Source organism: Bradyrhizobium frederickii, from assembly GCF_004570865.1.
Taxonomy (GTDB): domain Bacteria; phylum Pseudomonadota; class Alphaproteobacteria; order Rhizobiales; family Xanthobacteraceae; genus Bradyrhizobium; species Bradyrhizobium frederickii.
On the sequence record NZ_SPQS01000003.1, the window covers coordinates 367,280 to 390,067 of the forward strand.

General features: G+C 65.8%; 22 protein-coding genes. 6 read left to right on the forward strand and 16 right to left on the reverse strand.

Annotated elements, in window-relative coordinates:
- Window positions 1-10 precede the first annotated feature (10 nt).
- Window positions 11-190, forward strand: a complete 180-nt coding sequence (locus E4K64_RS07235; protein ID WP_135162901.1) for a hypothetical protein — start codon at window positions 11-13, stop codon at window positions 188-190.
- A gap of 154 nt (window positions 191-344) precedes the next feature.
- Here E4K64_RS07235 and E4K64_RS07240 read toward each other — a convergent pair whose 3' ends face one another.
- Window positions 345-1,232, reverse strand: coding sequence for a 50S ribosomal protein L11 methyltransferase (locus tag E4K64_RS07240; RefSeq protein ID WP_135162902.1), 888 nt, complete (start codon window positions 1,230-1,232; stop codon window positions 345-347).
- A gap of 155 nt (window positions 1,233-1,387) precedes the next feature.
- On the opposite strand from E4K64_RS07240, the gene E4K64_RS07245 reads away from it, so the two are divergent.
- Entirely contained in the window at window positions 1,388-1,552 is a 165-nt protein-coding gene (locus E4K64_RS07245) for a Flp family type IVb pilin (RefSeq protein ID WP_167771856.1), read from the forward strand.
- A 281-nt stretch (window positions 1,553-1,833) separates the two neighbouring features.
- On the opposite strand, the gene E4K64_RS07250 is transcribed toward E4K64_RS07245, so the two are convergent.
- Window positions 1,834-3,444, reverse strand: coding sequence for a phytoene desaturase family protein (locus E4K64_RS07250; RefSeq protein ID WP_135162903.1), 1,611 nt, complete (start codon window positions 3,442-3,444; stop codon window positions 1,834-1,836).
- A gap of 217 nt (window positions 3,445-3,661) precedes the next feature.
- On the opposite strand from E4K64_RS07250, the gene E4K64_RS07255 reads away from it, so the two are divergent.
- Complete coding sequence (locus E4K64_RS07255) at window positions 3,662-5,941, forward strand: fused MFS/spermidine synthase (protein ID WP_135162904.1); 2,280 nt, start codon at window positions 3,662-3,664, stop codon at window positions 5,939-5,941.
- Between the two features lie 102 nt (window positions 5,942-6,043).
- On the opposite strand, the gene E4K64_RS07260 is transcribed toward E4K64_RS07255, so the two are convergent.
- From E4K64_RS07260 to E4K64_RS07280, 4 genes are all read right to left on the reverse strand, one after another.
- Window positions 6,044-7,057, reverse strand: a complete 1,014-nt coding sequence (locus tag E4K64_RS07260) for a glycerophosphodiester phosphodiesterase (RefSeq protein ID WP_135162905.1) — start codon at window positions 7,055-7,057, stop codon at window positions 6,044-6,046.
- Window positions 7,058-7,096: 39 nt separating this feature from the next.
- The gene (locus tag E4K64_RS07265; protein WP_135162906.1) at window positions 7,097-7,897 is read right to left on the reverse strand and encodes a L,D-transpeptidase; all 801 of its coding nucleotides are present in this window, start codon (window positions 7,895-7,897) and stop codon (window positions 7,097-7,099) included.
- A gap of 288 nt (window positions 7,898-8,185) precedes the next feature.
- Window positions 8,186-8,947 carry an ABC transporter permease gene (locus E4K64_RS07275; protein ID WP_135162907.1) on the reverse strand — a complete coding sequence of 254 codons (762 nt, stop codon included), beginning with the start codon at window positions 8,945-8,947 and terminating at the stop codon, window positions 8,186-8,188.
- Entirely contained in the window at window positions 8,944-9,867 is a 924-nt protein-coding gene (locus E4K64_RS07280; protein WP_126255291.1) for an ABC transporter ATP-binding protein, read from the reverse strand. The genes E4K64_RS07275 and E4K64_RS07280 overlap by 4 nt, the downstream gene beginning before the upstream one ends.
- A gap of 286 nt (window positions 9,868-10,153) precedes the next feature.
- Between E4K64_RS07280 and E4K64_RS07285 the strand changes: the two genes are divergently transcribed.
- Together E4K64_RS07285 and E4K64_RS07290 are read left to right on the forward strand one after the other, a co-directional pair.
- A complete protein-coding gene (locus tag E4K64_RS07285; RefSeq protein ID WP_135162908.1) occupies window positions 10,154-10,873 on the forward strand; it encodes a hypothetical protein in 720 nt (239 codons plus the stop codon).
- 99 nt (window positions 10,874-10,972) lie between these two features.
- The gene (locus tag E4K64_RS07290) at window positions 10,973-11,914 is read left to right on the forward strand and encodes a LysM peptidoglycan-binding domain-containing protein (RefSeq protein ID WP_167771858.1); all 942 of its coding nucleotides are present in this window, start codon (window positions 10,973-10,975) and stop codon (window positions 11,912-11,914) included.
- Window positions 11,915-12,064: 150 nt separating this feature from the next.
- Here the strand turns inward: E4K64_RS07290 and E4K64_RS07295 are convergent, their stop codons facing one another.
- Window positions 12,065-13,138 (reverse strand): tartrate dehydrogenase, encoded by a 1,074-nt coding sequence (locus E4K64_RS07295; protein ID WP_135162910.1) that lies wholly within the window; start codon window positions 13,136-13,138, stop codon window positions 12,065-12,067.
- A gap of 152 nt (window positions 13,139-13,290) precedes the next feature.
- Between E4K64_RS07295 and E4K64_RS07300 the strand changes: the two genes are divergently transcribed.
- Window positions 13,291-14,115, forward strand: coding sequence for an aspartate dehydrogenase (locus E4K64_RS07300; RefSeq protein WP_135162911.1), 825 nt, complete (start codon window positions 13,291-13,293; stop codon window positions 14,113-14,115).
- Between the two features lie 210 nt (window positions 14,116-14,325).
- Here the strand turns inward: E4K64_RS07300 and E4K64_RS07310 are convergent, their stop codons facing one another.
- From E4K64_RS07310 to E4K64_RS07350, 9 genes are all read right to left on the reverse strand, one after another.
- The gene (locus E4K64_RS07310) at window positions 14,326-15,630 is read right to left on the reverse strand and encodes a PQQ-dependent sugar dehydrogenase (protein ID WP_135162912.1); all 1,305 of its coding nucleotides are present in this window, start codon (window positions 15,628-15,630) and stop codon (window positions 14,326-14,328) included.
- Between the two features lie 142 nt (window positions 15,631-15,772).
- Window positions 15,773-15,982 carry a hypothetical protein gene (locus E4K64_RS07315; protein WP_126255297.1) on the reverse strand — a complete coding sequence of 70 codons (210 nt, stop codon included), beginning with the start codon at window positions 15,980-15,982 and terminating at the stop codon, window positions 15,773-15,775.
- A 221-nt stretch (window positions 15,983-16,203) separates the two neighbouring features.
- Complete coding sequence (locus E4K64_RS07320) at window positions 16,204-16,830, reverse strand: methyltransferase family protein (protein ID WP_126255298.1); 627 nt, start codon at window positions 16,828-16,830, stop codon at window positions 16,204-16,206.
- Between the two features lie 27 nt (window positions 16,831-16,857).
- Window positions 16,858-17,889: an NAD-dependent epimerase/dehydratase family protein gene (locus E4K64_RS07325; protein WP_135162913.1), complete on the reverse strand. Its 1,032-nt coding sequence runs from the start codon at window positions 17,887-17,889 to the stop codon at window positions 16,858-16,860.
- A gap of 22 nt (window positions 17,890-17,911) precedes the next feature.
- Window positions 17,912-18,436: an Mpo1 family 2-hydroxy fatty acid dioxygenase gene (locus E4K64_RS07330; RefSeq protein WP_167771859.1), complete on the reverse strand. Its 525-nt coding sequence runs from the start codon at window positions 18,434-18,436 to the stop codon at window positions 17,912-17,914.
- 171 nt (window positions 18,437-18,607) lie between these two features.
- Entirely contained in the window at window positions 18,608-19,270 is a 663-nt protein-coding gene (locus E4K64_RS07335) for an OmpA family protein (protein ID WP_135162915.1), read from the reverse strand.
- Window positions 19,270-19,686 carry a hypothetical protein gene (locus tag E4K64_RS07340; RefSeq protein ID WP_135162916.1) on the reverse strand — a complete coding sequence of 139 codons (417 nt, stop codon included), beginning with the start codon at window positions 19,684-19,686 and terminating at the stop codon, window positions 19,270-19,272. The genes E4K64_RS07335 and E4K64_RS07340 overlap by 1 nt, the downstream gene beginning before the upstream one ends.
- 88 nt (window positions 19,687-19,774) lie before the next feature.
- Window positions 19,775-20,065: a type II toxin-antitoxin system HicB family antitoxin gene (locus tag E4K64_RS07345; protein ID WP_135162917.1), complete on the reverse strand. Its 291-nt coding sequence runs from the start codon at window positions 20,063-20,065 to the stop codon at window positions 19,775-19,777.
- Between the two features lie 8 nt (window positions 20,066-20,073).
- On the reverse strand, window positions 20,074-22,725 hold the full coding sequence (locus E4K64_RS07350) for an ATP-dependent helicase (RefSeq protein ID WP_135162918.1): 2,652 nt from the start codon (window positions 22,723-22,725) through the stop codon (window positions 20,074-20,076).
- Window positions 22,726-22,788 lie beyond the last annotated feature (63 nt).

The following is a 22,788-nucleotide window of genomic DNA, read 5'->3' on the forward strand; positions in this document are numbered from 1 at the left end:
GGGACACACGATGCCAGCATTCACGTTTGAGAAGATTTCGCCGCCGGCGCGCCGAGCCCCGACGGCGTCGGCACCGAAAAAGCCGCGCAGCGTCATCAGCCAGATGATCAACCGCATCGCCGAGCGCCGCGCCAAGCGCGCGTTGCAGGTCGAGCGTACGGCGCACCGCGACGACAAGCCGGCGGAGTAGCGGCATTGCTGATGCCGTAGGGCGAGCAAAGGCGCGAAGCGCCGTGCCCGCCATCTTTCCCGGATTTGCGAACGTCATGGTGGGCTCGCTTTCGCCGTCGCCCTTCGAGCTGTGGCGGACAAGTCGCTTTGCCCGCCTAAGGCACCTGTGCTGGCTATCCCACCTTCCGCAGCAACAGACTGCTCCACCCCTCGATCCGCAGATGCTTCAACGGCACGAGGCCGCGGGCGCGATAGGCGGCGATCACGGCGGGGGCCTGATGCGTCAGCAGGCCGGAGAGGATGACGCGTCCGCCGGGCGCGAGATGCCGTGCCATCGGGCCCGCCAATTGCCTCAGCGGATTGGCAAGGATGTTGGCCAGCACCAGGTCGAACGGGCCGGCCCGTCCAAAATCCGGCGCGGCGAAGCCGGTCGCGCGGATCACCCGCACATGGTTGCCCACTTCATTCAGCCAGGCGTTCTCGGAGGCCACCCGCACCGAGGGCGGATCGATGTCGGAGGCGAGCACGGCGCGATGCAGCGCCTTCGCCGCAGCGATCGCCAGCACGCCGGTCCCAGTGCCGAGGTCGAGCACGTTCCTCGGGCGGGAACTCTTCAGGACATGGTCAAGCAGCAGTAAACAGCCACGCGTCGTGCCGTGATGGCCGGTGCCGAAGGCGAGCGCCGCCTCGATCTCGATCGCGAGCTTGTTCGGTGCCACGCGGTCGCGGTCATGACTGCCGTGCACGACGAAGCGCCCGGCCGGGACCGGGACGAGATCCTCCAGGCTGGCCCTGACCCAGTCCTTGGCCTCGACAGTATCGAAGGCGAGCGTCGCGGCGATCTCATTTCCCGCTGAAATTGCAATAAGTTCGCGCAGCCATGGCTGATCGGGCGCCTCGGCGAAATGGAGCGTGACGTCCCATTGTCCGTCCGGCCGCTCGAAGGCGGCGACCGCCGCATCCCCCTCGAAGAACACCTCGGTGAGCACGTCGACGACGCGCCGGGCGTCGGCCTCGCTGCCGATTGAAAAGCTGGCGCGATGGGTTGGAGCAGGCTGCATTCAGGGTTCCGTTGAGTTGAATTTTTGGGATTTTTGCCGCCAATTTTCCGCGCAAGTTGCAGTTCCCGGGTTAACCCGGCTGAAGGCTGCGCCCCCGTACATTCTCGGGTGTTGAATTAAGCCAACACAGCTTGGAATTGAAACGGAGGCGAGTCTTGAAGAGCATAATCCAGAAGTTCTGGTCGGATGAATCCGGTGCCACGGCGATCGAATACGGTCTGATTGCCGCGGGCATCGCCCTGGCGATCATCACCGTGGTGAACAGCCTGGGCAGCACCATGAACGACAAGTTCACGTCGATTAGCACCAACCTGAAGTAATTTCCGCCTCCATTTCCCAGCGGGGGCTGCTTTTTCTTCTGGGCTGACCTGATCACCGCCCGCGAGGGGAATTCCCCCTGGCGGGCGAGGTCATTTCCTGCTGGCGCTTTGATATTCACAGCTTGTCCGCTGCTCACCGGCACCCTATCCACCGGTTTTTCCCGCAATTGTCCCTCCGATTTTCCACTGCGTTTCCCCCGGCCGTTGCGATGCTCCGGTCCCAAGCATCCGCGGCCTGTCCACAGACCGTTCAACAACCTGTCCACAAGGGATCCCCAGATCTATCCACGGCTTCCGAACAGCGAGCGGTGATCCCTCAGGATCGCCTGCGCGGCGTTATGGCCGGGCGCACCGGTGACGCCGCCGCCGGGATGGGCGCCTGAGCCGCAATGATAGAGGCCTCTTAACGGCCCGCGATAATCGGCATGGCCCAGCATCGGCCGTGCCGAGAACAGCTGGTTCAGGGTCAACGCGCCGTGGAAGATGTCGCCGCCGACGAGGCCGAACTGCCGCTCGAGGTCGAGCGGAGATAGGATCTGGCGGCCGAGCACGCTCGCCGCAAAACCCGGCGCGTATTCGTCCACCGTCGCGATCATGAGATCGGCGACCTCCTCGCGATGGTCGTCCCACGACTTTCCATCAGGAAGCTCCGGCGCGACGTGCTGGCAGAACAGGCTCGCGACATGCTTTCCCGCGGGCGCCAGCGTGTCGTCGAGCGTGGAGGGGATCAGCATCTCGACCACGGGCTGTCGGCTCCAGCCCCGCGAGCGCGCATCGAGATAGGCGCGGTCCATGTAGGGAAGGCTCGGCGCCAGGATGATGCCGGAAGAAAGATGGTCGCCTTCGCCCGGCAGCGCCGTGAACGAGGGCAGGCGATCCAGCGCCACGTTCATCCGGAAGGTGCCGGAGCCGTTCTTCCAGTGCCGGATGCGGGCGAGGAAGTCCGCAGGCAGCGCCTCGGCCGCGATCAGCTGCGTGTAGAGCAGCTTTGGATTGACATTGGCCGCGACATATTTCGCGCGGATCGCCTCGCCGTTCTCCAGCACAATTCCGGCGGCGCGGTCGCGCTCCACGATCACCTCGCGCACGCCGGCATCCGTGTCGATCACGACGCCGCGGTCGCGCGCCGCGCGCGCCATCGCCTGCGTGATCGCGCCCATGCCGCCGATGGCATGGCCCCAGACGCCCTTCTTGCCGTTCACCTCGCCGAAGGCGTGATGCAGCATCACGTAGGCCGAGCCGGCGGCGTAGGGGCTGGCATAATTGCCGACGATGGCGTCGAAGCCGAACAGCGCCTTGACCAGATCATGCTCGAAGCGCTCATCCAGCATCTCGCCGGCGGAGCGGGTGAAGAGATCGAGCAGGCTGCGGCTCTGTTCCAGCGTGAGGCCGCGCAGGATGCTGGCGGTCTTCCAGGCGTTGACGCCTTCGCGCAACGCCGCCGTGCCAAAACCCTCGACGAGGTTCGGCGGCGCGCGCAGCACGAACTGCCTGAGCACGTCGGCGATCTCTTCCAGCTCGCGTGAAAACCCGTCGAGCGCGCCTGCGTCATGCGCGCTCAGTCGTGCGACTGATGCCTTCGTCCGGCCCTCCCCGGCGAGGAGATAGCTGGCATCGGGCGCGGGCAGGAAATTCTGGGCGCGCCGTTCCACGATGCGCAGGCCCTGCTCGGTGAGCTTGAGGTCGCGGATCACCTGCGGATTGAGCAGGCTCACCGTGTAGGCCGCCACCGAATTGCGGAATCCCGGGTGAAACTCCTCCGTGACCGCGGCACCGCCGACCACCTTGCGGCGCTCGACCACGCGCACGCGCAGGCCGGCCATCGCGAGATAGGCCGCGCAAGTGAGGCCGTTATGGCCAGCGCCGATGATGACGACGTCGGTTTCGGTCATGAAGATGCAAGGCCCAGTCTACCGTCATTCCGGGGCTCGCGAAGCGAGAACCCGGAATCTCGAGGTTCCGGGTTCGATGCTCCGCATCGCCCCGGAATGACATCTCTATATCAAGCAATTCACGCTGCAACATCACACCCCCCTTTATTGCCCGTTCAGGCGCCTTGTGCTCCATTGCGCGCGTCCGGCGCCCGCCGGGTTTTGAGCCGGAGCTTCCATGGATTCGATCGTGCAACCCGCCGCCACGGAGCAGCCGTCCGCCTCGCGCAACCGGCTGGTGCTGACGGTCTACACCGCCGCGATCTTCGTCAGCGCGCTGCTGCTGTTCTCGGTGCAGCCGCTGTTCACGAAGATGGTGCTGCCGCGGCTCGGCGGCTCGCCGGCGGTGTGGTCGGTGGCGATGGTGTTCTTCCAGTCGCTGCTGCTGGCGGGCTATGCGTATGCGCATCTCTTGATGCAGGCGAGGAGCCGCGTCGTGCCGGTGGCCGTGCATCTGGTGCTGCTGATCGCGGCCTTCGCCACGCTGCCGCTCGGCATCGCCTCCGGCTATGGCGAGCCGCCGGCTTCCGGCTATGCGTTCTGGCTGCTCGGCCTGTTCGTGGTCTCGATCGGCCTGCCGTTCTTTGCGCTCGCGGCCAACAATCCGCTGTTGCAGGCCTGGTTCGTCCGCACCGGTCACCCCGCCGGACATGATCCCTATTTCCTCTATGCCTCCTCCAACATCGGCAGCTTCCTCGCGCTGCTGTCCTATCCGTTCCTGCTGGAGCCGGTGTTCACGCTGCACACGCAGAACCGGCTCTGGACCGGCGGCTATGCCCTCTTGATTCTCCTGATCGCCGCCTGCGGTGTGTTGCTGCTGCGCTCGCCGAAACTGGCAGTGGTCGACGCGAAAACCGAGGACGCGAATGCGCCGGCGCCGGGGTTCTTGACGCGGCTGCGGTGGATCTTCCTCGCCGCGGTGCCCTCGGGCCTGCTCATCGCCGTCACCGCGCATATCTCGACCGACGTTGCGGCGGCGCCGCTGCTGTGGGTGCTGCCGCTGTCGCTGTATCTGCTCACCTGGGTCGTGGTGTTCCAGTCGCGGCCGCTGCTGCCGCACAAATGGATGCTGATGCTGCAGCCGGTCGCGATCGCGGGCGTTGTCGTCCTGCTCGCCTTCGGCGGCGAACAGAATCTGCTGCTGACGCTCGGCGGCCATCAATTGTGCTTCTTCGTCATCGCCATGGCCTGCCATGGCGAGCTGGCGCGGACCCGTCCGGCCGCCAAATATCTCACCGGATTCTATGTCGCGCTGTCGTTCGGCGGCATGGTCGGCGGCCTCTTTGCCGGTCTCCTCGCCCCCTTCACCTTCTCGTGGATCGCCGAATATCCGATCCTGGTCGCGCTTGCCGCGCTGTGCCGGCCGATTGCGAACGAACGGCTTGCCGGAGTCGTCAAATGGTACTGGCTGGCGCTCGCCGCGCTCGCGGTGGCGCTGGTCGCACCGTCATACGCCACCGGCAATCTCTCGACCTGGTTCGAGGATCACCGCGTCTGGGTCGCCGGCAGCGTCGGCGTGCTCGCCGCGCTGCTGGCACTGATGCTCAATGCCGGCCGCTGGAAGATCTTTGCCACCGTCGTGCTCGCGCTGGCGTTGATCCGCGTCTATCCCGCGGACGAGGGCCGCGTCACGACGGTGCGCAGTTTCTTCGGCGTGCACAAGATCGTGGTGGCGCCCGGCGGGTACTTCCATGTGCTGATGCACGGCACCACGATTCACGGCGCCGAGCGCTTCCGCAACAACGACGGCACGCCCGTCGCCGGCCGTCCCGAGCCGATCACCTATTATCACAAGGACGGCGGCATCGGTCAGGCCGTCAGCGCCATCCGCGAACGCAAGGGCGCACCGCTCAAGGTCGCCGCGATCGGCGTCGGCTCGGGCACACTCGCCTGTGCCGCCGCGCCTGGCGAGGACTGGAAATTCTTCGAGATCGACCAGTCGATGGTCGATGCCGCGCGCGATCCCAGAAATTTCCGCTACATCTCGAGCTGCATGCCGGACATGAAGCCCGTGATCGGCGATGCGCGCCTCACCTTCGCCAAGGAGCCCGACGGCGCCTATGACCTCATCATCGTCGATGCGTATTCGTCGGATGCGATCCCGATCCATCTCGCCACCGAAGAGGCGATGAAGATCTACAAGGACAAGCTCGCGCCACACGGCGCCGTGGTGATGCACGTCTCCAACCGGCATCTCGATCTCGAGACCGTGGTGGTCGGCATCGCCGACGCCAACGATCTCAAGAGCTGGGTCTTCAACGAGGATTCCGGGCGAGATGGCGACTACATCTTCTCGACCGACGTCGTCATCTCGGCGCGGGAGGAAGCCGACATCGGCCGGCTCGCCGCCTCGAAGTCGTGGGAGCAGACCGAAGCCGATGACAGGGTGCGGGTCTGGACCGACGACTATTCCAACATCCTGGGCGCGCTTTATCGGCGCTGGCGGGACGGGGAGTAGGGAAGCTCCGTCGCCCGGACGAATCCCGTGCCCCGGCGTCCTGGGTCCCGGCTCAGCGTCGCGTCATTTCATGCCGCGCCGCGTCCGGGACACGAGACCGTCTTACGGCTCGACCGGCGTCCCCGCCGGCAACGCGATTCCCTTCTCGCCGGCGACCTGCCGCAGCAAGTCGGGTCTGTCGGAAATGATCCCGTCAACGCCGAGCTCGATCATCCGCGTCATGTCTTCGCGCTTGTTGACCGTCCAGACCACCACGCGCAATCCGAGCCCGTGGGCCTCCGCGACGAGCGCAGCGGTGACATCGCCGAAATAGGGCGACCAGATCGTGCCGCCCGCCGCCTTGATCGTCCGCGGCAGCGAGCCGCCGTGATCGGCCGGATTGAAGCCGGCCGTCCAGTTCGTCGCCTTGTCCAGCGCCGCCGTCGGAGCCGAGCCGCGCTGGAGCGTCAGGTACACCGTCGGTATCTTGGGCGCCTGCTGCTGGACCAGTTGCAAGGTCCTCCAGTCGAACGACTGGATCATGACCCTGTCGGAAAACGCCTCGGTCTCGATCAGGCCCAGCAGCTTCGCGACAAAGGCCTGCGGATCGAGCGTTTCGTCCGGATGGTTCGGGTCGATCTTGGTCTCGATGTTGAAGCGCACACGCGCGTTGCCGGATTTTCGTCCCAGCGCGAACAGCTCGCGCAAGGTCGGAATGCGCGTCCCCGGCACCGCGCGCTGGTCGGGGAATTGTTTCGCGTAAGCACTGTCCGGCCGGATCTGGCCGACGTCATAAGTCCTGACCTGGTCCAGCCGCAGCTTGACGAAAGGCGTGCCCGGCGGAGTGATGTAAGCGCCGTCGGCGCGGCGTGTGAGATCAGGATTGAGCCCGCGTTCATGCGACACGACGATTTCGCCGTCCGCGGTGACGCCGACGTCGAGCTCCAGCGTGTCCACGCCCATCGACAGCGCGCCAGCGAAGGCGGGCAGGGTGTTTTCCGGCAGCAGCGCCCGCCCGCCGCGATGCGCCTCGAGATCGAAGGCCAAGGCTCGTCCTACAATGGCTGGTCCTACAATGGCTTGTCCTGCAGCGAGAAACGCGAGCACGGTCAGGATCGTTGCGGCGCGTGACGGCATGGTGCCTCGGCCGGTGAGGTCGATGGATGTGCGATCGCGTCAGTTCTGATAGTAATAGCCGCGCGGCTGATAAACCTGCCGGGGCTGTGGCTGATAATAATAACCCTGCTGGCCGTAGCCCTGGTCGTAATAGGGACGCGGCTGCTGCTGATAGACCTGCGCGTCATAGAGCGGGCGGGTGGCCGTACGCGGAGCCGGATAGCGCGCGACGGAGTCGCTGCCGTCGGCGGGATAGATGTAATTGTCGTCCTGCGGCACGTAGCGGCGGGCGGGCTGCGCCGGCGGCATCAGGTTCACGGGATCGCCCGCTGTGGCGTACTGCTCCTCGGCGGCGGGCTGCTGGGGAGCGCGGGCCACCGCGGCGTTGGCGCGGCCGCGCGGATTGCGCGCCAAGGCCACCTGCGCCGATCCGGACAGCGTCACCGTGGTGTTGAGCACGCCCTGCTGCTGCACCAGCGCATAGAGTGTCGATGCGTTCTGACGCGACAGCCGCACGCAGCCATGCGACGCCGGCGAGCCGAGCCGGCCGACCGAGTCGGTGCCGTGGATGGCGTGGCCGACCTTGGTGAAGAAGATCGCGTGCGGCATCGGCGCGTCGTCGAATTCCTTGGAATAATGATCCTCTTCCATGCGGAAGGCGCGGAACGCGCCATTCGGCGTCTCGCGCGAGGGGATGCCTGTCGATACCTGCCAGCGATAGCGAGCCACGCCATCGACCGCGACGGTCATCTGCTGATTGTCCTTGTCGACGGTGATCTCGACCTTGGCCTGCGCGGTGCCCGCGCTCAAAACCATCATGGACGTCAAAGCAATGAAAAATGAACGCATCTGGAAACGCATTTGAATCCTGGCCTCCGGCCTCTTCTCGCTAGCCGCCGCGGCTCTCCGTCCCCGGCGTGCAATATGCCTGCAATCCGGCTTTGGTTCCAGCGGCCTGCCTGCCCATCGTTAACGCGATGCGGGGCGTAAGCAAGGCCGCTTTGTGCCGCGCCGCGCGCGGCGGCGCTGACATTTTCGCGAGCCGGACGCGCGTTCGACGCCGACAATTCGTTACAAAGGCGCAACCATCCGGCCGGCTCCCGCGTGGGTCATGGTCGCCCCTGGCGCCTGCGGCTCCGGAATCACGGGTCAATTCTTCAGCCGATACCCCGTGCGGAAGATCCACCAGATCACCACCAGGCAGATCACCAGGAACGCCAGCGTCATGCCGATGCTGACGGCGACGCTGACATCCGCAATCTCGTAAAAGCTCCAGCGGAAGCCCGAGATCAGGTAGACCACCGGGTTGAGCAGCGCCACCGTGCGCCAGGCGGGCGGCAGCATGTCGATGGAATAGAAGCTGCCGCCGAGGAAGGTCAGCGGCGTCACCACCAGCATCGGAATCATCTGCAGCTTCTCGAAGCCGTCGGCCCAGATGCCAATGATGAAGCCGAACAGGCTGAACGTCACCGCCGTCAGCACCAGGAAGGCCAGCATCCAGATGGGATGGTGGATATGCAGCGGCACGAACAGGCCGGCGGTCGCCAGGATGATCAGGCCCAGAATGATCGACTTGGTCGCGGCGGCGCCGACATAGCCGAGCACGATCTCGAAGTAGGAAATCGGTGCCGACAGGATCTCGTAGATCGTGCCGGTGAATTTCGGGAAGTAGATCCCGAACGAGGCGTTGGCGATGCTCTGCGTCAGCACCGAGAGCATGATCAGGCCCGGCACGATGAAGGTGCCGTAGCTGACGCCCTCGACCTGGCTGATGCGCGAGCCGATCGCGGCGCCGAACACCACGAAATAAAGCGAGGTCGAGACCACCGGCGAGACGATGCTTTGCAGCAGCGTGCGCCAGGTGCGCGCCATTTCGAACAGGTAGATGGCGCGGATGGCGCGATGGTTCATGACGTCCTCACGAGGTCGACGAAGATGTCCTCGAGCGACGATTGCGTCGTGTCGAGATCGTTGAAGCGGATGCCGGCGGTGCGGAGATCGCCGAGCAGGCTGGTGATGCCGGTGCGTTCGCCCTGGGTGTCGTAGTCGTAGACGAGCGTCGCGCCGTTATCGCAGAGCTCGAGCTCGTAATGATGAAGGCTTTCCGGCAGCGCGGCGATCCTGCCCTGCAGATGCAGGGTCAGTCGTTTCTTGCCGAGCTTCTGCATCAAGGTCGTCTTGTCCTCGACCAGCACGATCTCGCCCTTGTTGATGACGCCGATGCGGTCGGCCATCTCCTCGGCTTCCTCGATGTAATGCGTGGTGAGGATGATGGTGACGCCGGACTGTTGCAGGGTGCGCACCACCTCCCACATGCCCTTGCGCAGCTCGACGTCGACGCCCGCGGTGGGCTCGTCCAGGAACAGGATCTGCGGTTCGTGCGACAGCGCTTTCGCGATCATCACGCGGCGCTTCATGCCACCGGACAGCGTGATGATCTTGTTGTCCTTCTTGTCCCACAGCGAGAGATCCTTCAGCACCTTCTCGATGTGCGCAGGATTCTTCGGCTTGCCGAACAGGCCGCGGGAGAAGCTGACGGTCGCCCACACGCTCTCGAACGCGTCGGTGTGCAATTCCTGCGGCACGAGGCCGATCAGCGAGCGCGCCTTGCGGTAGGAGGTCTGGATGTCCTCGCCGCCGACGAGCACGCGGCCCTCGCTCGGATTGGCGATGCCGCAGATGATGGAGATCAGCGTGGTCTTGCCGGCGCCGTTGGGCCCGAGCAGCGCAAAAATCTCGCCGCGCTTGATATCGAGATTGACGTTCTTGAGCGCCCTGAAGCCGGACCCATAGGTCTTCGACAGATTGGCGACGGAGATGATGGAGGACATGATGGCCGCGAGGCTGAGGGGCAAAGGTTGGGGAGGGGAGGCCGGACCGGTCCCGGAGGGAGGTCAGCGGAGCCCTGAAATAGGAACGCACTTGCCTGCCCGCAATTCCCCGGAGAAAAATGGTCTCAAAACAGGCCCTTCAGTGGCAGGTTTCAGGCAAGTGTTGCGCGATGGTCACTGCTTGCGGCTAAGATTGTCGCTCACGCGGCTCTTTGTTGCGTGTGCGAGCAGGCCATGGCTACGATTCCGGCCAATCGCGAAGCGTATGTCCCCAGGGAAAACATCGATGAGACCGAACGGCCGTCACACCGCCGGCGCCAGCCGATTATCCGCCCTCCGTGTATGGGCGGTGGGCCTGGTCCTGCTGTCAGCTGTTGCCATCAATCCGACCCCTGCCAGGGCCGCGCCGAGCCAGGCCGCGGCCGCGACCACGCACGTCTATCTGCTCCGCGGCGTGCTCAATATCTTCTCGCTCGGGCTCGACACGATCGGCGCCAGGCTCCAGGCGCAGGGCATTCCGGTGACCGTCGCCAATTTCGTGTCCTGGTCTTCGCTCGCCGACGAGGCCGCGACCGCCTACAAGGCCGGCCGCCTCAAGACCATCATCCTGGTCGGCCATTCCTCCGGCGCGACCGCGCTGCCCGACATGATCGCCAAGCTCAACCAGCTCGGCGTGCCCGTGAAGCTCGCGATTGGTCTCGACTCCGTGTTCAAGACCAAGCTCTCGACCGGCGCCGAGCGCTACATCAACATCTATATCGGCGATGGTCCCGGAGAGCCGGTGCGGGCCGCGGCGGGCCTTCGCGGCAAGCTCGACAATGTCGATGTGCGCGGCTCCGGCGTCGGCCACATCTCGATCGACAAAAATGAGGCGATCCAGCGCCGGGTCATCGCCGAGATCGACGCCGCGATCATGCGCTCGCGCGCTCCGGCCTTGCCGGTCGCCGAACGCGGCGCTCCGGGGCAGGCGCGCGCGGCGGCCGCGACCGCTCCGGCGAGGAACTGAGGCAAATCGGCTCGGTTTCGGCGCCGCAAAATCCGCCAAATCCGCGGTCATGAAGCCACGGGGGAGGCCTCTGCCTCCCGCGGTGGGACTGCTGGACTGATGATTGATCTGAGGCGACTCCTCGCGCTGGCAGCCGTTGCACTGCTCGCCTTCGGCACCGGCACGGCCGTTGCCTCACCAGCCAAGGCCAAGGCCACCGCGGCTGCCCCCGCCGCGCCGCCGCCCCCGCCGTTCGAGCCGTTGCCGCCGCCGAAGGTCTACCTGTTTCGCGGCGCCATGGGGCCGATCTTCTCGACCGGCATGGACCGGCTCGGCGAGAAACTGACCCAGGCCGGCTTTTCCGCTGACGTCTATGAATTCACCCTGTGCCGGCTCATCGGCAATCGCGTCATCGCCAGCTACAAGGAGCAGGCGGCGCCGATCGTGCTGATCGGCCACTCCATGGGCGGGCTGTGCTCGATCGTCATCTCCGAGATGGCGGCCAAGGAGAACATCCCGATCAGCCTCGTCATCGCCATCGATCCCGCGCACGCGACCGGCGACGTGCCGCTCAATGTCGAGCGCTTCATCAACATCTTCCTGTCCGACAGCGTCCTCGGTGGCGGCGATGTCGTCGCGGTCCCCGGCTTTCGCGGCCATTACGCGAGCTACGACCTGAAGGAGAACGCGCGCGTCTCGCACATCAATATCGAGAAGTCCGACGACATCCATCGCCAGATCGTCGAGATGGTGACGCGGCTGCCGCGCATTCCGCCGCAGACCCAGGCCGATGCCGTGCCGCTGCGCTATCTCGTGCCTGCGGATACGTTGGTCGAATTGTGGGATTCCGGTGTGCGAGTCCCGGTGCGCCGCGGCGACACCATGGAGAGCATCGCCGCCGCCAACCGCGTGCCGCTGTGGACGCTCGCGCAGAGCAATTCGCTTGCAGAGAACGCACAGCTCTCGCCCGGGCAAACCATCATCGTCCCGCGCCACCTGACGCCGCCCGAGCCCGCAGCCGCAATGGCGGCGCCGCCGCCGGCTCCGGCGAAGCGGAAGTAGGGCGCTTTGCCACTGCAAAAGCGGTGCTTATGGGGCGGGCGATCTCTCCTAATTCGTCATGCCCGGGCCTGTCCCGGGCATCCACGTTCTCGGTGCCGCACGAAAGATCGTGGATGGCCGGGACAAGCCCGGCCATGACGCAGGGCGTTCTCAAACATTCGTTCCGTGGATCGCGTCGATCACGGCGTCCGTGACCTCCTTCGTCGTTGCCGTGCCGCCGACGTCGGGCGTCAGCACGCCGGCCGCGCAGACGCGCTCGACCGCCGCCATCAGCCGCATGGCGGCGTCCTTCTCGCCGAGATGCTCGAGCATCTGCGCTCCGGTCCAGAAGGTCGCGACCGGGTTGGCGATGCCCTTGCCGGTGATGTCGAAGGCCGAACCGTGGATCGGCTCGAACATCGAGGGGAAGCGGCGCTGCGGATCGATATTGCCGGTCGGCGCGACGCCAAGGCTTCCCGCCAGCGCACCGGCGAGATCGGAGAGGATGTCGGCGTGCAGATTGGTCGCGACGATGGTGTCGAGGCTCTTCGGATGCAGCGTCATGCGCACCGTCATGGCGTCGACCAGCATCTTGTCCCAGGTCACGTCAGGGAATTCGCTTGCGACCTCGGCGGCGATCTCGTCCCACATCACCATGCCATGGCGCTGGGCATTCGACTTGGTCACGACGGTCAGGAATTTGCGCGGGCGCGACTGCGCGAGCTGGAACGCATAGCGCATGATGCGGGTGACGCCGACGCGGGTGAACACGGCAACTTCGGTGCCGACCTCTTCCGGCAGGCCCTTGTGCGCGCGGCCGCCCATGCCGGCATATTCGCCTTCCGAATTCTCGCGCACGATCACCCAGTCGAGATCGCCAACGCCGACATTGCGCAGCGGTGAGGCGACGCCGGGCAGGATCTTTGTCGGCCGCACATTGGCGTATTGATCAAAGCCCTGGCAGATCGGCAGGCGCAGGCCCCACAGCGTGATGTGATCGGGCACATCGGGCGCGCCGACCGCGCCGAAATAGATCGCGTCGAACTTCTTCAGCTCAGCGAGGCCGTCGGCCGGCATCATGACGCCGTGCTTCTTGTAATAGTCCGAACCCCAGTCGAACGTCTTGACGTTGAAGGCGAGATCGCCGCTGCGCTTTGCGAGAACCTCCAGCACGCGGATTCCGGCCGAGATCACCTCGGGGCCGATGCCGTCGGCGGGAATGGCTGCGATCGAATGAGTACGCATAAGGACCTCCATCGGGAAACATCAGCGGTTCGCGGCAGGGGATCAGTCCAGGCCGCGGCCAGGCTCGGCGGGTTGGCAAGGCAAACCAATTCGGGCTGGCTTATACAGAAAATGTTGCGCTATGACATCAGCCAACGAGAAAGCAGGATGCTATGTCCGGACAGAAAGCCTCCAACGCATTGCGGGTTGCCATCGCGGGCCTGGGCTCGATCGGCACCAAGGTCGCGACCGCGCTCGATCGGGGCATCGAGGGGCTAGCCCTGTCGGCTGTCGCCGTGCGCGATCCCGCCAAGCATCAGGCTTTCATCGGCGGCCTGCGCCGCCCGCCGCAAGTGCTGCCGATCGAGCAGCTCGGCGAGGCCGCCGATATCGTGGTCGAATGCGCGCCGAGCAATCATCTGCGTTCCATCGTCGAGCCGGCGGTGAAGCGCGGTAAGGCCGCGGTCGTGGTCAGCGTCGGCGGCCTGCTCGACAATTTCGATCTCGTCGATCTCGCCCGCGCCAACGGCGGCCGCATCATCGTGCCGACCGGCGCGCTGATCGGGCTCGATGCCGTCAACGCCGCCGCGATCGGCACCATCCATTCGGTCCAGATGGTGACGCGCAAGCCGATCGACGGGCTGAAGGGCGCGCCGTTCATCGTGCAGAACAACATCGACATCGACAATCTGCGCGAGCCGCTCAAGCTGTTCGAAGGCAGCGCGCGCGAAGCGGCGAAGGGCTTTCCGGCGAACGTCAACGTCGCCGTTGCGCTGTCGCTGGCGGGCATCGGGCCCGATCGGACCCGGATCCAGGTCTGGGCCGACCCGACCGTGACGCGCAACGTTCACCGCATCGAGGTCGAAGCGGATTCGGCGCGGTTCTCTATGGGCATCGAGAATATCCCGTCCGAGAATCCCAAGACCGGGCTGATCACGGCATTGTCGGTGATCGCGCTGCTGCGCAAGCAGCGCGCCACGCTGTGCGTCGGGACGTGAAGGGTGAGGCGCGATCCGCCCATGGCGGCGCGCCTATCACCGTCATCCTGAGGTGCTCGCCTCTTCGGCGAGCCTCGAAGGGTGACGGCCCGGCTGCAGCAAGTCGGCCGTGCATCCTTCGAGGCTCACCATGGGACGCGGTGCGCCCTTGCCTCGCACCTCAGGATGACGGGACGAAAATGCCGCGGCGCTGGCCTCGAACCATTCGTCTTAGCCGCCCGCCACGCGCCAGATCACGTTGCCGACGTCGTCGGCCATCAGCAGCGACTTCTTGTCGGGGCCGATCGCAACGCCGACCGGGCGGCCATAGGATTCCTTCTCGTCGGGTGACAGGAAGCCCGACAGGATGTCGCGACCGGGACCGGACGGCTTGCCGTTCTCGAACGGGACGAACACCAGCTTGTAGCCGGACAGCTTGCTGCGATTCCACGAGCCGTGCTGGCCGATCACCATGCCGTTTCCGAAGCCGGGCAGGGTGCCTGCGGGCATCCAGCACAGGCCGAGCGAAGCGGTGTGGCCGCCGAGCGCATAGTCCGGTTGCAGCGCCTTGGCGACCATCGCCGGATCCTGCGGCACGCGGTCGTCCACCGTCTTGCCCCAGTAGCAATAGGGCCAGCCGTAGAAGCCGCCGTCGCGCACCGAGGTGAGATAGTCCGGCGGCGTCTCGTCGCCGAGCCCGTCGCGCTCGTTGACGACGGTCCAGAGCACATTCGTATTCGGCTCCCAGGCAAGGCCCACGGGATTGCGCAGGCCCGCGCCGAAGATGCGATGCGTGCCGGCGACGAGGTCGAGCTCGTACACCGCGGCACGACCTTCCTCGACCTCCATGCCCATTTCGGCGATGTTGCTGAGAGAGCCGACACCGGCATAGAGCTTCTTGCCGTCGGGGCTGGCGAGCAGGCTGCGCGTCCAATGTCCGCCCGGCTTGAACGTCGTGAGCCTTTTGCCCGGCGCGGTGATGCGGTCGGCGCCCGCGACATAGGGAAACGCGATCACGCCGTCAGTGTTGCCGACATAGAAGCTGTCGCCGACCAGCGCCATGCCGAAGGGCTGGTTGAGGTTCTCCATGAAGGCGCCGCGGTGTTCGGCGACGCCGTCGCCGTCCTTGTCGCGCAAGAGCGTGATGCGGTTGGCGGACACGCCAAGCGCGGCGGCGCGGCGCATCGTCGCCTGCATCGCATAGTGGAACACGTTGCGCGGGGCGCCCGCGATCTGCGTCGCCTCCGCGATCAGCACGTCGCCGTTGGGCAGCACCTCGATCCAGCGCGGATGGTCGAGGCCGGTCGCGAACGCATTGACCTTGAGACCCGGCGCGACGGTCGGCTTCCGGCCCTCGCTCCAGCCGCGCGCGGTCGGCATCTTCAAGGTCGGGATCGCGCCCTGCGGCTTCGCTTCGGGAATGGCGGGGGTCTCTCCCCAGGCCGGCGCGGGCTCGGTGCCCGTCATCTTGCGCCATTGCAGCGCCATGCCGCCGAGGATCGCGACGAACTGCGCGAAGATGCTGGAGAAGGTCATGAGGAGCCCCTGTTTGCGCGCGCATCCAACTGGCTGACGGGGCAGACGTCAACCGGTGCGGGCTGCCGCCAGGGCCTATTCCCGCGGAATGGCAGCCGATCGAATTTGCATGGGACGAGCGGCGACGAGGAGTGCCCGGAGATCAACGGCCGATCTGCCGCTCGAGCTGCCGTGCCGTGCGAAAATCGTCGAGGTGATGGATGTTCGGCGCCAGCGCGGCCTCCCTGGACAGCAGATGATAGACCCGCGCGACCGTGCGCTGCTTCTGCTTCGTCCGCCCAGGCGGCAGCGCCCGCGCCTTGCGCAGGGCGGCGATCGCGTGCTCGCGAAAGTAATCGTAGGCATCCGACATGGCTCGATGCTCTGCAAATGTTGCAGGTGTCGAGGGGCTAACGGGCGGGAGGAGGGGCGGTTCCTTGACGCAATGTTCCAACCGCGCCCATTTATCCCGGGCCCGGCTACATCTCGGCCGTGCATCCTTCGAGGCTCGGCTCGCGATGCATGCGCATCGCAAACCTCGCACCTCAGGATGACGGAGCTAGTAGCAGCGCTGCTGGTTGGGCGACTGCCCGCTTACCGCGGCGAGAGGAACGGGATGATCATCGGCACGCGGCGGCAATAGGCGCCGTAGGCGTCTTCGCCGAGCTCCTTGGAGAGGAACACCTCTTCCATCCGGCCCTTCTGCCACATGCCGAGCGAGATCAGGATCGCGCCGAGGATCGCGGTCACGGTGCCGACCGCGATGCCGGTGGCCAGCATGCCGGCGATCAGACCGGTGTAGATCGGATGGCGCACGATGCCGTACGGGCCGGTGTCGACGACGCGGTGGTCTTCCTTGTGGGTGATGGTGTTGGACCAGAACTTTCCGAGATGCAGCCGTCCCCACCAGGTGAAGGAGATGCCGGCAAGCACGATCAGCGCCGTGATGTAGACAGCGGTGTTGCTGAACACCCAGAGCGGCTTCTCGTTCAGCACTTCCGCGGTCCACGGCGTGAACAGGATGCCGCCGACCAGGATCGGGATGCGATAGCGGCCGGATTCCAGCGTCATGACCTGCTTCTGCGTGCGCCCCTGCCAGAACGAGGCGCCGATCCAGCTGGCCAGCCAGGCCAGCCAGATCAGGGCGAGCAGTTGCGTCGGCCAGGTCGTGGTCCAGCCACCCCAGGCGACAGAGAGAAGCTTGCTGAAATCGAAGGACATGAAGGTTCTTTGCGTTGGGCGGCGGTTTCAGCCCGCGCGCGAGGACAGCGCGCGATGCTCGATGGCGCCGGTGGGCTGCTGGCCGTTGCGGGCGAGCAGGTGGGTGATGGTTTCGCGCAGCACCGGCTCGATCGGACGCGGCGAATAGCCGAGCTCGGTGCGCGCCTTGCCGATTGAAAGATCGCTCGCGGCGAGCGCGATGCGCACGCCCTCGGCGGTGCCGTTGGGCGGCCTGCGCGTGAAGTTGTTGGCCAGATATTCGAGCACGATGCCGGAGAGCTCGGCGAGCTTGCCGGGCACGATTACCGGGTATTGGCGGCGGCCGCTCATCGCCGACATCATCCGCAGGATGTTGCCGAGCGGAACGCAGTCGCCGCCGAGGATGTAGCGCTGGCCGTGGCGGCCGCGTTCCATGGTCAGCACCAGGCCCATGGCGACGTCGCGAACGTCGACGAGGTTGACCAGGAAGTTGAGATGCGGCTGCACCTTCTTCTGGAGGAAGTACCAGAGCATCGCGGTCGGCGGCGTCAGATTGTGGTCGGCGGCGCCGATCGGCATGGTCGGCGTGCCGATCACGAGCGGAAAGCCGCTGGCCGCAGCCTTGGCGGCGCAATGCTCGGCGAGCGACTTCGAGCGCGTATAGGCGCCGGGCATGGCGTCGGCCGGCTGCAGCGCCTCTTCGGCGGGAACGCCTTTGAGGTCGGAATAGGGGAACAGGATCGATTCCGTCGAACAGTGCAGGAAGCGCGACACGCCGCGCTTCATTGCGGCCGCAAGCACGATCTCGGTGCCGCGGCAATTGACTTCATGAAAGTCCTGCTTGTTGGCGACCCACATGCCGGGCAGGCCGGCGAGGTGATAGACCTCATCGACCCCGGCGAGCGCAGCATCGACCGCGGCGCCGTCCAGCACCGAGCCGTGGACGTGTTCGACGTCGGGGTTCGCCGCCGCCGGCGCACGGACGTCGAGAACACGCACCCGCTGCCCACGGGCGCGGAGCGCTTCGACGAGATGATGTCCGATGAAGCCACTGCCACCGGTAACCAGGACGAGAGCCATGCAGAAGGTTGCTGTTTCGCTTCTAGAGCTGTCGGGTTGAAAGGGAATTGGTCGGAAGAGGCGCCAGAATCGCGGCAAGGTCGCGACGGAAGCCCAATGCAATGAACAATTTTGCCATCACGAACATCGGCCCAAGCAAAAGATGCGAAGGAAAAGTGAACAGCGAGGCTTCGCGGCCCTCAAAAACCTTGTGGCCGATGGTCTGCGCGGCGAGGCCGAGCACCACCAGCGCGGCGAAGATCGCCCACATCGTCGCGGTGCTGACCTGCGCCGCGATGCTGGTCGCAACCGAAAACAGCACGATGGAGACCGCCAGAATGCCGATCCCGAGCGCCACGTCGAGCAGCAGCCAATAGATCAGAACCGGCAAGGCCAGGATCACCGCCAGGCTGACATCGAAACCGAACAGCGGAAGCCTGACCAGCGTCAGCGGCAGCACCGCGCCGGTGAACAACAGGAGAATACCGACCACATGCATCGCCGTGTTCCGGGGATCGCGATGGTACTCGACGTAAACGGCAAGTTGGCGCTGAAAAAAGCCACCCATTTTGGTCTCATGCAGCACGGGATCGGGAAGGGCGAACAGTCGCTATAGCACTGGACCGGGCGGTGCACAAACCGGCACTCTTGTCGCGCAAAGCCGTATTGGTGCGTACTGGACAGGCACCAAAACGATCGGGATTTCAAAAGGTTCCGAAAGGCGCGAAGCCGTCTCCGCTCAGCGCTTCTTGGCGGGCTTTTTCGCCGCAGGCGCCGGCGCCGCCGGACGTGGCGCCTCCTCCGGCAGCTTGGCATAGGTCAGGATCTGCAACTGGCCGTTGACGGCCGACGTCGGCTTGGCCCGGTCGAGCAACTGCTCCTCGCCGAGGCCGATCGGATGCAGCCGCTTGGTCGAGATCTTGAACGTGTTTACCAGCACGTCGCGGATCGCGTCGGCGCGGCGCTGGCTCAGGATGGCATTGGCCTCGCGCGTCTTCGAATTGGACTCGACATGGCCGACGATCAGGAACGTGTAGGGCAGCAGCGAGGAATGAACCAGCGCGTCCGCGATGCGGCCGACGGTCTGGTAGGAGGCCGGCTGGATGATCGGCGTGTCGGCATCGAACTGGATCTGCGCGTTGAAGGCGGGCAGCTTGGCGAGATCGGGCGCGATCAGCGGCCGGTTCACCGGACCCGGATCGTTCTTGATCCTGGCCTTGGCGCGCTCCATCACCTGCTGCTTCAGCGCGGGAAGATCGACCTCGGCGGGCTCCTCGAAATGGTTGAGCTTGCCGACGATGTCGTCGCGGGTCGGCGCCGCGGTCTGGGCGCCGGCTGCGCCCGCGAGCAGAGCGAGGCCGAACGCAAGAGCCGGGGCCATGAAGAGCCTCGTCGCGCGCATCAGCGGTACCCCGCCTCGTCGACGGCCTTCAGGCAGTTGTTGCTGATGCCCTTGGGGGTCGAGACCAGGCAGGGGACCGACTTGCTGGTCTCCTTGGTCGAGCCGCCGCAGACCTTGACGATCTCGCGCTGGCAGGCATTCGCCACCGTGACGCGCGCGGCGACGCGCTTCTGGATGGCGTCGAAGGCGCCGAGATAATCGCTCGCGCATTGCGGCGAGAGCACGTCGCGGTTGCGCGACAGGCATTCCTTCAGGCGGGTCGAATCCGGGTTGACGCCACGGCAATTGGCGACGATTTCCGCACCGCAGCTCTTGGCCAGAAGCCCGATCGAATCGCCAAAGCTCATGGTCTCCGCCGCGCTGAGCGACGGCATCCCCAATGCCAGCAAGATCAGTGTGATGGAGCCCCGGACCATGGCTTTATCTGATACGGGGAAGTTCGCGATGGTCAAGACCTGTTCGGGGGAGGACCGTCGAAGGCTAGGGGAGTGCGGCGAACAGTCCTCACTCGGCGGCGTCGGAGCGGGCCGGCCATTCGATCAGGACGGCCGTGTGGTTCCTGAGGTCGTCCGCAAATTCCGGGTCGGCCTTGAGCTCGTCCAGGGTCCGTGGCGGGGGAAGCTGGCGGCCGTCCGCGCTCAGCTCCTGCGCGTAGAACGCCAGCGCCTCGGGCGCATTCTCCAGGGCCTCTTCGACGTCGTCTCCGCCGGAGATGCAGCCGGGCAGGTCGGGAAACCACAGGCTCACGGCTTCGTCCGGATCGGTATCCTCGATGATGGCGACGTACTGAGCCAAATCGGGCCTCACGCCCGCTGCACGAAACTGTCCACGACCTTTTTCTCGCCGGCCTTGTCGAAGGCGATGGTGAGCTTGTTGCCGTCGATCTTGGTGACGCGGCCGTAGCCGAACTTCTGGTGGAAGACGCGGTCGGACAGCGAGAATTCGGACGTCGTGCCGGTCGATTTGGCGACCAGCTCGCCCTCGATCGTCAGGGGACCGCGACGGCGCGAGGAGAAGCTGCCGAAATCGGGGCCGGCCGATGAGGAGGATGAGAACGTCGCGGTCTCGTCCTCGAAGCCGCCGCCAGAGCGGCCACCGCCGCGGTTGCGGTTGGCCTGGGCGCGCTGCCAGCCCGGCGTGGTGTAGCTGGAGCCGAACGCCTCCATGTCGTCGAAGCGCGAGGCACCGTAGCCGCCGGTGCCGCCCCAGGCCGAGCCGCCCTTCGACTCCGTGATCTCGACATTGGCCGCCGGCAATTCGTCGAGGAAGCGTGACGGGATCGTGGTCGACCAGGTGCCGTGGATGCGCCGGTTGGTGGCGAAATAGATCATGGCGCGGCGGCGCGCGCGGGTCAGGCCGACATGGCCGAGCCGGCGCTCTTCTTCCAGGCCGGCGCGGCCCTGTTCGTCCAGCGTGCGCTGGCTCGGAAACAGGCCTTCCTCCCAGCCGGGCAGGAACACATTGTCGAACTCGAGCCCCTTGGCCGAATGCAACGTCATCAGCGACACCGCATCCTCCTCGGCGCCGCCCTCGCGATCCATCACCAGAGAGATGTGCTCGAGGAACCCTTGCAGGTTCTCGAACTCCTCCATCGAGCGCACCAGTTCTTTCAGGTTCTCCAGCCGGCCCGCCGCGTCCGCCGAGCGGTCCTTCTGCCACATCTCGGTATAGCCGCTCTCGTCGAGCACGATCTGGGCGAGATCGGTGTGGGCGGTGACCTCGCGCTGGGCGCGCCAGCGGTCGAACTGGGCGACGACGTCGCGAAGCGAGCCGCGTGCCTTCGGCTTCAGCTCGTCGGTCTCGACCACGGCGCGGGCCGCTTCGAACAGCGGAATGCGGCGCTTGCGGGCGTGGTCGTGCAACATCTGCACCGTGGCATCGCCGAGGCCGCGCTTGGGCACGTTGACGATACGCTCGAAGGCGAGGTCGTCGGCCGGGGAGTTGATGACGCGCAAATAGGCCAGCGCATCGCGGATTTCCGCGCGCTCGTAGAAGCGTGGGCCGCCGATGACGCGGTAGGGCAGGCCGAGCGTGACGAAGCGGTCTTCGAACTCGCGCATCTGGTAGGAGGCGCGCACCAGGATCGCAATCTCGTTGAGCTTCTCGCCGCGGCGCTGCAGCTGCTCGATCTCCTCGCCGATGCCGCGCGCTTCCTCCTCGGAATCCCACGAGCCGGTGACCGTGACCTTCTCGCCGTCCTGGTCCTCGGTGCGCAGCGTCTTGCCGAGCCGGCCTTCATTGTGTGCGATCAGATGCGAGGCGGCGGCGAGGATGTGGCCGGTCGAGCGATAATTGCGCTCCAGGCGAATGACCTTGGCGCCGGGGAAATCGTGGTCGAAGCGCAGGATGTTGTCGACCTCGGCGCCGCGCCAGCCATAGATCGACTGGTCGTCGTCGCCGACGCAGCAGATGTTCTTGGTTTTCTCCTTCTCCCCGCTCATGTCCGCCGAAGCCTTGGCGAAGGCGGATGCGGGGCCGTGACGAGCTTCGCTCGCACTGAGAAGGTCGGGATGAGGGGGAGTCTCCACGAGCGCGGTGCTCGGAGAGTCCCCCTCACCCGCCGCACTCTGGCGCGCAATTGCGCTGCCGGGTGCGTCAGCCTCTCCCCGCACGCGGGGAGAGGCGAAGGAAGGAGAAGACGGCGCCTGCGACAGCAGCCGCAGCCACAGATATTGCGCGACGTTGGTGTCCTGGTACTCGTCGACCAGGATGTACTTGAAGCGCTGCTGGTACTGCCGGAGGATATCCGGGTGCTCGCGGAAGATGCGGATGTTCTCCAGCAGGAGATCGCCGAAATCGGCTGCGTTCAAAATCTTCAGCCGCTCCTGGTAGCTCGCATAGAGCTTGCCGCCCTTGCCGTTGGCGAACGTGGCGGCTTCGCCCGAGGGCACCTGCGAGGGCATCAGGCCGCGGTTCTTCCAGCCGTCGATCAGTCCGGCGAGCATGCGCGCCGGCCAGCGCTTGTCGTCGATGTTCTCGGCTTGAAGTAGCTGCTTCAGCAATCGGACCTGGTCGTCGACGTCGAGCACGGTGAAGTTCGACTTGAGCTGCGCCAGCTCGGCATGGAAACGCAGGATGCGGCCGCCGATGGAGTGGAAGGTGCCGAGCCACGGCATGCCCTCGACGGCGTGGCCGAGCATCTGGCCGAGCCGGTGCTTCATCTCGCGCGCGGCCTTGTTGGTGAAGGTCACCGACAGGATCTCGGCGGGACGGGCGCGGCCCTGGCTCAGGATATGGGCGATGCGCGTCGTCAGCACGCGGGTCTTGCCGGTGCCGGCGCCGGCCAGCACCAGGACCGGGCCGTCCAGCGTCTCCACAGCCTCGCGCTGCTCCGGATTGAGCCCGGACAGATATTTCGGGCCCACCGAGGCGCGCGCACGCGCGGCGATGCCGCCGGCTGCGGGCTGGTGATCGGGTACGCTGGTGATCTTGCTCGGCTCGGTCATGCGAATCATTGGCCCCACGATGGCACCGCGGGGTGGCGGAAGGGAGCCTTCTAACAGGGATGGTGCCTATAT